Origin of the sequence: uncultured Kocuria sp., from assembly GCF_947500125.1 — a bacterium.
Lineage (GTDB): Bacteria > Actinomycetota > Actinomycetes > Actinomycetales > Micrococcaceae > Kocuria.
Map to the genome: position 1 here is coordinate 1 of NZ_CANMRA010000059.1, position 8,577 is coordinate 8,577.

At 62.3% G+C, this 8,577-nt stretch carries 13 protein-coding genes; 4 read left to right on the forward strand and 9 right to left on the reverse strand.

Going from position 1 to position 8,577, the window contains the following annotated elements:
- The 3 genes from Q0817_RS19515 to Q0817_RS19525 all read right to left on the reverse strand — a co-directional run.
- Window positions 1–512: ATP-binding protein (locus Q0817_RS19515; protein WP_298591997.1), on the reverse strand; the 512-nt coding region annotated here is incomplete at its 3' end.
- On the reverse strand, window positions 509–709 hold the full coding sequence (locus Q0817_RS19520; protein WP_298592000.1) for a hypothetical protein: 201 nt from the start codon (window positions 707–709) through the stop codon (window positions 509–511). The genes Q0817_RS19515 and Q0817_RS19520, both read right to left, overlap by 4 nt.
- A 43-nt stretch (window positions 710–752) precedes the next feature.
- Window positions 753–2,000 (reverse strand): IS256 family transposase, encoded by a 1,248-nt coding sequence (locus Q0817_RS19525; protein ID WP_298592002.1) that lies wholly within the window; start codon window positions 1,998–2,000, stop codon window positions 753–755.
- 69 nt (window positions 2,001–2,069) lie between these two features.
- On the opposite strand from Q0817_RS19525, the gene Q0817_RS19530 reads away from it, so the two are divergent.
- Window positions 2,070–2,423: a transposase gene (locus tag Q0817_RS19530; protein WP_366139897.1), complete on the forward strand. Its 354-nt coding sequence runs from the start codon at window positions 2,070–2,072 to the stop codon at window positions 2,421–2,423.
- Between the two features lie 293 nt (window positions 2,424–2,716).
- Here Q0817_RS19530 and Q0817_RS19535 read toward each other — a convergent pair whose 3' ends face one another.
- The 3 genes from Q0817_RS19535 to Q0817_RS19545 all read right to left on the reverse strand — a co-directional run bounded on the left by Q0817_RS19535 (window position 2,717) and on the right by Q0817_RS19545 (window position 5,047).
- The gene (locus Q0817_RS19535) at window positions 2,717–3,328 is read right to left on the reverse strand and encodes a hypothetical protein (RefSeq protein WP_298592004.1); all 612 of its coding nucleotides are present in this window, start codon (window positions 3,326–3,328) and stop codon (window positions 2,717–2,719) included.
- 135 nt (window positions 3,329–3,463) lie between these two features.
- Complete coding sequence (locus Q0817_RS19540) at window positions 3,464–4,129, reverse strand: hypothetical protein (protein WP_298592006.1); 666 nt, start codon at window positions 4,127–4,129, stop codon at window positions 3,464–3,466.
- 315 nt (window positions 4,130–4,444) lie between these two features.
- Complete coding sequence (locus Q0817_RS19545; protein WP_298592008.1) at window positions 4,445–5,047, reverse strand: hypothetical protein; 603 nt, start codon at window positions 5,045–5,047, stop codon at window positions 4,445–4,447.
- A gap of 236 nt (window positions 5,048–5,283) precedes the next feature.
- On the opposite strand from Q0817_RS19545, the gene Q0817_RS19550 reads away from it, so the two are divergent.
- Complete coding sequence (locus Q0817_RS19550) at window positions 5,284–5,625, forward strand: hypothetical protein (RefSeq protein ID WP_298592011.1); 342 nt, start codon at window positions 5,284–5,286, stop codon at window positions 5,623–5,625.
- A gap of 61 nt (window positions 5,626–5,686) precedes the next feature.
- Here Q0817_RS19550 and Q0817_RS19555 read toward each other — a convergent pair whose 3' ends face one another.
- Genes Q0817_RS19555 through Q0817_RS19565 form a run of 3 tightly spaced genes read right to left on the reverse strand, consistent with a single transcriptional unit; the run spans window position 5,687 to window position 6,935 of the window.
- Complete coding sequence (locus Q0817_RS19555; protein WP_298592013.1) at window positions 5,687–6,091, reverse strand: DUF4913 domain-containing protein; 405 nt, start codon at window positions 6,089–6,091, stop codon at window positions 5,687–5,689.
- 2 nt (window positions 6,092–6,093) lie between these two features.
- On the reverse strand, window positions 6,094–6,669 hold the full coding sequence (locus Q0817_RS19560) for a TraG/TraD/VirD4 family protein (RefSeq protein ID WP_298592015.1): 576 nt from the start codon (window positions 6,667–6,669) through the stop codon (window positions 6,094–6,096).
- Window positions 6,666–6,935 carry a hypothetical protein gene (locus Q0817_RS19565; protein ID WP_298592018.1) on the reverse strand — a complete coding sequence of 90 codons (270 nt, stop codon included), beginning with the start codon at window positions 6,933–6,935 and terminating at the stop codon, window positions 6,666–6,668. Before Q0817_RS19565 ends, Q0817_RS19560 begins: the two co-directional genes overlap by 4 nt.
- A 387-nt stretch (window positions 6,936–7,322) precedes the next feature.
- On the opposite strand from Q0817_RS19565, the gene Q0817_RS19570 reads away from it, so the two are divergent.
- Window positions 7,323–7,724 carry a hypothetical protein gene (locus Q0817_RS19570; RefSeq protein WP_298592021.1) on the forward strand — a complete coding sequence of 134 codons (402 nt, stop codon included), beginning with the start codon at window positions 7,323–7,325 and terminating at the stop codon, window positions 7,722–7,724.
- Window positions 7,725–7,726: 2 nt separating this feature from the next.
- Window positions 7,727–8,428 (forward strand): RES family NAD+ phosphorylase, encoded by a 702-nt coding sequence (locus Q0817_RS19575; protein WP_298592024.1) that lies wholly within the window; start codon window positions 7,727–7,729, stop codon window positions 8,426–8,428.
- Window positions 8,429–8,577 lie beyond the last annotated feature (149 nt).

Consider the following 8,577-nt stretch of genomic DNA (forward strand, 5'->3'; position numbering starts at 1 on the left):
GAGAGCTGCTTGGCGTCGGCGGCCTCGGCGAGCTCGTTGACCAGCGCGGCGGTGCTCACGTAGCGCACGCGTCGTCCCTGCTCGGCCGCGGCGGTGCCCAGGCCGATGAGCAGGTGCGTTTTCCCGGTTCCGGAGTCCCCGAGGAGCACCAGGGGTTGACCGGCCTCGATCCAGGCCCCGGTCGCCAGCTGCGCCAGGGTTGCCGGGGGCAGGTCGGGGATCGCGGTGGTGTCGAACTCGTCCAGGGTCTTGGCCCGGGGGAACTTCGCTTCCTTCACCCGCCGGATCCGGCGGCGGGCCTCGCGGTCGTCGCACTCGGCGGTCAACACCTCGGCGAGATAGCCCTGATGGGTCAGCCGCTCCCGGGCCGCGGCCGCCGCCAGTGGGGCGGCCTGGGTGCGGATCGTGGGCAGGAACAGCGCCCGGCAGGCAGCGCTGATCGCAGTCTCCGCGGCGGCCTCGCTCACCCGGCTCACGGCCGTGGGCGGGCCTGGTGGCGTGGCGGGTTTCATGCTCCCACCCCGATGCTCATCAGCTCGTCGTAGGCTCCCAAGCCCGGTGGCCGACGGTGCTCCCGCGCAGCCGGCGGGGCGGTCACCGGCAGCACCACGGCCGGGGCCGCCTGGGGTTGGCCGAGCCGGCGTGCCTCCACGGCCACCAGCTCGGGGTCGAAGCGGCCCATCGCCACGGCCGCCTCGATCCCGGTCAAGTCCTTTTGAGTGGTGTACAGGATCGGCGTGATCCTGGTGGGGTCAGGCGCTGAGGGCGCCGAGGGTGGTGGTGTCCTCCTGGTCGGTGTCGGCGGTGGTGACGAGGCTCAGGCGGGACTTGGCGAGCACGTCCAGGCCGAGGTAGCGGCGTCCTTCGGCCCACTCGTCGTGCTGCTCGGCCAGCACCGCCCCGACCAGGCGGATCAGCGAGGTCCGGTCCGGGAAGATCCCGACCACGTCGGTGCGCCGGCGGATCTCGCGATTGAGCCGCTCGTTGGGGTTGTTGGACCAGATCTGGCGCCACAGGCCCTTCGGAAAGGTGGTGAAGGCCAGGATTTCGGCCCTGGCCTCGTCCAGGTGGGCGTGCACGGCCGGCAGCTGGGGTTCGACCATCTGCAGGAGCTTGTCGAACTGCGCCTGCACTGAGGCGGCGTCGGGCTGGTCGTAGACCGAGTGCAGCATCGCCTTCACCGCCGGCCAGGAGGCCTTCGGTGTGGTCGCCATGAGGTTGGCCGCGTAGTGGGTGCGGCACCGCTGCCAGGACGCCCCGGGCAGGGTCGCCCCGATGGCTTCCACCAGCCCGGCGTGGGCATCACTGGTCACCAGGCGCACGCCGCTCAATCCACGGGCCACCAGGTCACGGAAGAAGCCCAGCCACCCGGCCCCGGACTCGGCCGTGGCGGTCTGCACGCCGAGGATCTCGCGGTGGCCGTCGGCGTTGACGCCGGTGGCGACCATGACCGCGACCTTCACCACCCGCCCGCCCTCGCGGACCTTCATCGTCAGTGCGTCGGCGGCCACGAACGTGTAGGGGCCGGCATCCAGGGGGCGGGTGCGGAAGGACTCCACGTGCTCGTCCAGGTCGGTGGCCATGGTCGAGACCTGGGAGCGAGACAGTCCGGTGATGCCCAGCGACTGCACGAGCTTGTCCATCCGGCGGGTCGAGACCCCCAGCAGGTAGCAGGTGGCCACCACGGACGTCAGGGCGGACTCGGCCCGGCGACGCCGTTCCAGGAGCCACTCCGGGAAGTAGGTGCCGGTGCGCAGTTTGGGGATCGCCACGTCGATGGTGCCGGTGCGGGTGTCGAAGTCGCGGTGGCGGTAGCCGTTGCGCTGATTCACCCGCTCCGGGGACGAGGCCCCGTAGGCGGCCCCGCACACCGTGTCGGCCTCGGCCGAGAGCAGGGCGTTCACGAAGGTCGTGAGCATCTGGCGCAGCAGGTCCGGGGAGGCCTGGGCAAGGTGCTCGTGCAGGAACTGGGCAGGGTCGATACTGGAAGGAGCGGTCATCGTGATGGTCCTCTTCGAGAGTGCTGTGGAAGGTTCACTCGAAGGATCACGCGGTGACCGCCCTCGTCTATGACGACGCGCTCACCGGGCTACCCGTACACCACTCTGCCGGACGCAACTCGCCCTGGCAGGCCCCGCCGCAGGCCCGAGAAGCTGCACGCGGACAAGGGCTACGACTACCCGAGGTGCCGCCGCTACCTGTACCGGCGGGGCATCAGGGCCCGGATCGCCCGTCGTGGGATCGAGGCCAAGACCCACTTGGGCCGGCAGCGCGGGGTCGTGGAACGCACCATCTCATTGGTGCTGAGGTTCAAGCGCCTGGGGCTGCGCTACGACAGCACCGCAGCCACTCTGCTCCCGCTTCTCCTGCTCGCTGTCACGCTCATCAACTTCCGCCGGCTACGTCAGGCGACCAAGTCATGAGACCAGATCCAAGGGCACCTACGTCCGCAACAACGACTACTACGACCAGGTCATATTTTCGACCGATGTTTACTACCTAATCGCAGACGTCCTCTAGAGGTAAGAAATGAAGGTCAAAATAAACCGTAACGTCGAGATCAAAACTGCCATCCACATGGCCAGTAGTGAGATCCAAGTCTTAGATGAGCTTGGCAAAGAGCTCCTGGAGGCTAGCAACGCCGAAGAGGTGAAAGCACCGAAGGCGGAAGCGAAGAAGACAGATACAAAAAGGTCTGACAAGTAGCCACGGCTACTCAGCCACGAGAGGGGCGCCTAGGAATGAGGCGTCTCTTCTTTTTTGTCGCAGTCCGGTAGTCTCGGATGTCGTTCGCGTAATTTTCGATTGATTGGCTTAGGGTCTGCTCTTGGCGTCCTACGTCGTCGTAGGTGTTGAAGGTTTCCAGGTCTGTTTCTATTGTTTCCAGTAGACCCTTAACTAGGTCAGCCGCGTTGTCATCCCGGCCGCGTAGGACAACTTCCTTCTCTCTGATGAAATCCTTACCCTCTTCAATGACAATCGAACACTTGGCGTAAGACTCTCGTAAGAACATCTCCACCTGTTTTTTGTCCTCTTTGCTGGGGTATTGGATGCTATCAAGGTGCCCGTTCCACATCACATCATCGAGGTTGTGGTCGCCTACAGCCCGCGCAATCTCGTGAGCTTTAATGCTGATGGTTTCCAGGACAGCATGATTTGCTTGACGCTCCGCTGTAGCCTTGTCTCGGCGTGCTTCCTGAACCGTTCGCTTGTTTACTTTATTTGTGATCCAGGCCGTACCTGCCACGCCGATCAGTGCAAGCGCGGAGCCACCACCCGCAGTATCCATAAAGTTGGCCCATCCGCCAAGTAATTGGTTCACGTCCATCTAGCTAAATACTTCTTTCCGCGCTTTGTAAGAGGCAAGACATTCTAATAGTAGTTGTTTCCACTGGGTTGGCGGAGGCGCTTGCATGGTGCCCGACTTTTTCTCGTGAATATTTGGCCTAGCGGACAGTGGCGCCTATTCCGGCTTCCTAATCTGCTTGTGCTTGAATTGCTCAATGGCGGCGTCGAAGTTTTCAAGAGCCGCATTTTGATCTTCCGCTTCACCCATCTTATAGTTTACGCAAGGACCAATCGAAGTGTAGTCGGTAGTGACAATTAGGATTTTGTGATAGGCCGCTTCTGCTTTTCCACCCAGGTCCCTCGAGTACGCCTTAAGGTCCTGTATCTGGGCATCAATCAGGGGATATAGCTCTTCAACCGTTTCGGTAGCTCTCTGCCACTCAAGCTCTAACCAACTGTGCTTTCCGATCAGTTTTCCCGGGTCTGACTCGTCCCTAACATCACTGACGTCGTATGCGAAAAACAGGTTTTCGTCATGGCCAGCGTCCCTGAGGGCGAACTGCGTTTGACCAGCTGTCTGTACTGCAGTGCTTAGCTCGTGGAGTTTATAGGAAAAGGTCTGAGCTTTTTCGACGATTAACCAATGCTCTGCTTCAAGCTTCTCCGCCCGTAGCTTTTCTACCTCCTTCTGGTGGGCCCTGTCGATGCCGGAGAGGTTGGACTTGCCTTCTATTGTTTTGCCCCGAAGATGGACGTACCCCGCTATGAGGGCAGTTACTATCGCTCCGACGGAAATTTCGGCCCAGGAGATGGTGCCCCACCAGTTCAAGAAATCTTGCATCTACCTAGTATCTCCTACCGTAGTTGTAGAAATTGCGCGATACCCATCAGGTGGTCACCTTTTCGCGTGCTACCCATGCGGCCATGGTAGAGCAGACGGTGTCGTGGATAACATCGGGCAGGTCGTGTGGCTACTTTTCCATTCTCGGGGCCTTACCGGAACATGTTCGTGACATGTCTAGCAGGGGATGGGAATCGGTGTCGACCAAGTCCATAAATACCGGGCAGGACGCGGGTTTTGTCTTGTTCTGCAAGGCTACCAGCAGCTAGTTGCGGCTCCTGGCAGGGCGACGTTTATGGACCAGAAGGTGTGTGATCAAAGCTCATCGAACTTGATGTAGGCGTCGACGGCTGCTTGATACTCGTTGAGCCCTTTAGTGCGCAGGCTTTTGGCCATACGTACTTTCATGGAAATCACTCCATCGAGTTGAACTTCGTAAAGCCGGTCGAGGCAGCTTTTGGCGCTATCTCCAAGTTTGGCGTTGCGTGCGCTGATTTGAGTGATCTGGCGTGACATTTCGTCATGTAGCTCGACGCACTTTTCCTTGAGCGAATGACGATACCTTTGTGCCCGCTGAACAGTTGTTGCCACCGCCTGCTCGACATCTGGATCTGGCTTTTCCGCGAGAAGTTGCGCCATGGTCGTCTTATTAAATTCTATGGATTCTTCCACCGACTCCGTCTGATCGATGAGGCTGTCCAGCTGCTTGGCATTGGAGCCAAAGCTGTGCAGTAACTCAATCAGCTCGTCCTTGCGCTTCAAATTGCTTTGCCGGACAAGCTGCCTCTTCTCGTGCTGAAAGCTGGCCTTTAGCTTCTTGTGATCTAGGAACCAGCCGATGCCTGTGGGGATAAGTCCGAGAAGGAAGCCTCCGATCGCCGTAGCCCAAAAGCCATTCTCAATAAAGTCATAAAGCACGTGCAGTTATCCCTCATCACTCAAAATCTTCAGTTTGTGCTTAATTAGAACTATGTGGCATACGCGGTACAGCTCGAATCATTCCAAGAGTTCATGGTAAAGGAATGGACCACGCTTTCTGCGGATGTGCTCGCTGGAGCCAAGAGAGCGACCATGCATTCGCTACACCGCCCTAGTGCCAGTGGTGCAGACTAGCCCTGCGGCTCGATGCGACCGCTTGACGCTGGGAGAGGGAAATGGACCGCGACGAGAAGAAGAAGATTCGTAACCACATTGGTGAGCACCTGGACGTCTCCGGTGCACGGCTGACGGACGATGAGGCAGTTTTTCTCCGCGACTTCGTGGACGAGTACGACGAGTTGCACAAGGGGCGCTCCGAGACTCGAACCCGCAGTTACGACGGCTGGAGCTCCGACGGCAAGCACACGCGGGAAGAGACCTTTACCGAAACTTTCACCGATGACGTCGGTATCCGCACGGATTATTCGTACCGGGACGACGACGGCCAGGGCGGCGAGTCCTCCAACGAGATTAAGGACGCACGAGGAATCCTGAACTGGTTCCGCGACCATCGATAGCTTGTGGACAGCAGCCAAGGGGCGAAACCTGTGGCGGGTTGCGCTCCTTCCGCTGTGACGTTCAGTCGAACAGACCATCCGGCGGCGGTTCCAGGGTCAGGGGCACTCCCTTAGGGCTGTGCGTCCTGGGGGTGCAACCGTGGAAGGGCCCTTTCTCCTCGAAGATCACACGCATCGTGGGATCGGCGTAGTCACGCCACCACACGGCCAATCCCGTGGACGGGTCGGTGCGTAGCTGCTCCCACGCCCGCCACAACCCCGTCAAACGGCTCACCGCTTCCTCATGTCGCCACCACTGGGCGCACCAGGTGAACGTGGTCGAGCGACCCGCAGGGTCCAACTGACGTCGGTACACGGGCGCCAGCTGCTCGGTCACGAACTCCGCCACGTTCGCGTAGAACAGCTGTGCAGGAGGCTGTTCCTCGACGTCCTCGTTGCCCTCGGCGGCTTCCTCTTCCCAGTCCATGTCTACTCCTTCACCAGCGCCGCCCACCGGTTCCCGGCAGGCGCGGCCGACGCTGGCTCAGCAGCCGGCTTCTCGGGCTCATCGCCCTGGTCGACGGTGGCCGCCCTCGGGCTGTTGTGGGCTTCTTCGGAGGCCCTGGAGGCTTCCGCGTAGGGGCGGTGGTCAATCGGGATGGTGCGCAGCAGCACGGCCCTCGCCCCGGAGCCGAACATCACGGCCCGACCCTTGGGCAGGGCGGACAGGTCAGCCACCGACATGATGTCGTCGGTGGCGTCCTGGCGGGAGGTGGACCCGGAGTCCTTCTGCCTGGAGGAGGAGACGGAGGTGTAGGTGTACTTGCCGATCAGTTCGACAAGCATCTTCAAGTAGCCCTCCTCCTTGACGTTGCCGCCGTAGGTGACGACGTTGGCGGTGGAGAACAGTTTGCGCATCCCGGACTCACCCCACACGTCCACGCCCTGGGACCAGGACTGCAAGAACGTGGAGACCACGATGCCGCGAGACCCGTAGTGGCTGTAGAGGTCGGGCAGACTCGCCCACCGGCACAAGGACGTGAGGGCAGAGGCGCGGGGCCTCACTCGGGACTGTCCATGGTTACCGGATTATCGCCGTCAGCATCATTGGCCTGCTCTTCGGCGCCGGCTTCCGCAAGGGGCGGCTCGCTCAGACGCTGCTCAACGGCTTGCTGGAACTTTTCAGCAGTTTGCGCATCGACCAATCCGTCCGAGGTATCCGCGGCCGGGTTGGATAGGTCCTGGGCGTTCTCTTCCTCTGGCGTGGAGGTGCGGGGGGTACGGGCATTGGGGTTCATCGATTGCCTTTCGTCTCGGCGGGGCAGATCCACGCCGGATCACCGCCGGAGAGCGCGGGTCGTGGGGCGGGATCATCTCTCGGTGCTAGAACACCGCGGTGGGGTGGGGGGCAAGGGAGTCATCGTGATCGACCCGAATCGCCAGTCGGGGGCGGAAGGATCGTGGTCTCTTCTTTCCGGAAGCTCTTCGAGGAGCTTCCCTGCTGTCGTTCCTATCGTGGCCTGACCTGTGGTGACAAGAGCCGCGGCCGCACCGTCTCGAGTGCTTCTCGTCCGAGGTGAAGGACCCAATGGCGCAACTTCGCCAGCCCCCACTCGGCCGCGACGGTCACGGGAAGTGGGACAACGGGTGTTGCCAGAGGAGACATTCGATATGTGATTGTGCTGGGGATTTGGTGGGGGAGCGGGCATGATGGGGGTATGTCCACCGCTCCCATGGCACCGCGCACCGGTCTTCAAGCCCACCGTGATTCCCAGCGGTGGTCGATTCCTCAGGTCGTCGAGGCACTGCGGGAGATCCTCGGTGCGCGTCTGGTGGCTTATCTCGGGGGCGTGAAAGAGACCCGTGCGGTCCGGGAATGGATCGAGGGCACGCGCGAGCCCGGCTCCGAGGCCGTCAAGCAGCGGTTGCGCGATGCCTACTACATTGCCGCCCTGCTGGCCGAGCGCGAAGCACCCGGGGTGGTTCAGGCCTGGTTCACGGGGATGAATCCGCAGCTGGGGGACCGCGCCCCGGCGCGACTGCTGCGGGAAGGCGACCCGGAGCGCACGGTCGCCGAGGTCACCGCCGCTGCTCGCGCCTTCGTGGCCTCGGCGGGATAGTGGTGGGCCTGGTCATCGTTGCGGCGCCGCAGGAGCCGGTCTGGAGAGTCGGGTACCGACCCGAGCCGTTGGCCTGGAGCGGGTGGGAGCACGCCACCGATGGGCGCTTCCATGGCCGCTGGGACGACCCGGACGGGACGTTCCGCACCCTGTACCTGGGCGAGTCCTTACTGGCGTGCTTGCTCGAGGTCTTGGCCTTTGCGCGTAAAGACAAGCACCTGGCCGCGGCCCTGGCGGAGATCGACGAAGACCCCCAAGACGCGCGGGAACACCCCACCGCGGACCCCGGGACCCTGGATCCCGCGTGGCTGGAGCCCCGTTGCGCTGCCTCCGCGGTGCTGAGCGGTCGGTACTGCCGGGTGAGTGCGGCTGACACCGTGGCCACCCTCTACCCGCGGTTCATCGGCGACGCCCTGGATGCGGGCTACGACGACTTCGACGCCAGCCTGCTCAAAAACGGCGCCGCCCGGGCCATTACCCAGGCCGTCTCCGCCCACCTGTACCTCCAGGAAGGCATCGACGGCATCGAGTTCACCTCCCGACACGGCGACGAGCTGAATCTGTGGTGCCTATATGAACAACCCCACGACGCACAGATCAGCTCACACCTGTTGAGACTGACCGAACTTACCCTGCACCCGGACACCCCAGAACTGCAGCAGGCCCTCGACATGCTCGGACTGCACTGGGCCTCCACCTCGTAAGGCGCGACCTGCGCCCCGTGCAGGCAAAGTGGGACGAGTCGTTGCATCAGATGCGAGAACTCCCCTCTGACCAACCGGTAGGCACGGATGTTGATGAGGCGGGAGTTGGCGACGTCGTCAGCGTTCTCGGGGCTTCTGGCGTGCGGCGA

What these genes read in the sequence shown, in the direction of transcription:
- Q0817_RS19525 (WP_298592002.1), bottom strand. Translation starts at nt 2,000, where the DNA reads ATGACCGCTCCTTCCAGTATCGACCCTGCCCAGTTCCTGCACGAGCAC.
- Q0817_RS19530 (WP_366139897.1), top strand. Translation starts at nt 2,070, where the DNA reads ATGACGACGCGCTCACCGGGCTACCCGTACACCACTCTGCCGGACGCA.
- Q0817_RS19535 (WP_298592004.1), bottom strand. Translation starts at nt 3,328, where the DNA reads ATGGACGTGAACCAATTACTTGGCGGATGGGCCAACTTTATGGATACT.
- Q0817_RS19540 (WP_298592006.1), bottom strand. Translation starts at nt 4,129, where the DNA reads ATGCAAGATTTCTTGAACTGGTGGGGCACCATCTCCTGGGCCGAAATT.
- Q0817_RS19550 (WP_298592011.1), top strand. Translation starts at nt 5,284, where the DNA reads ATGGACCGCGACGAGAAGAAGAAGATTCGTAACCACATTGGTGAGCAC.
- Q0817_RS19555 (WP_298592013.1), bottom strand. Translation starts at nt 6,091, where the DNA reads ATGGACTGGGAAGAGGAAGCCGCCGAGGGCAACGAGGACGTCGAGGAA.
- Q0817_RS19570 (WP_298592021.1), top strand. Translation starts at nt 7,323, where the DNA reads ATGTCCACCGCTCCCATGGCACCGCGCACCGGTCTTCAAGCCCACCGT.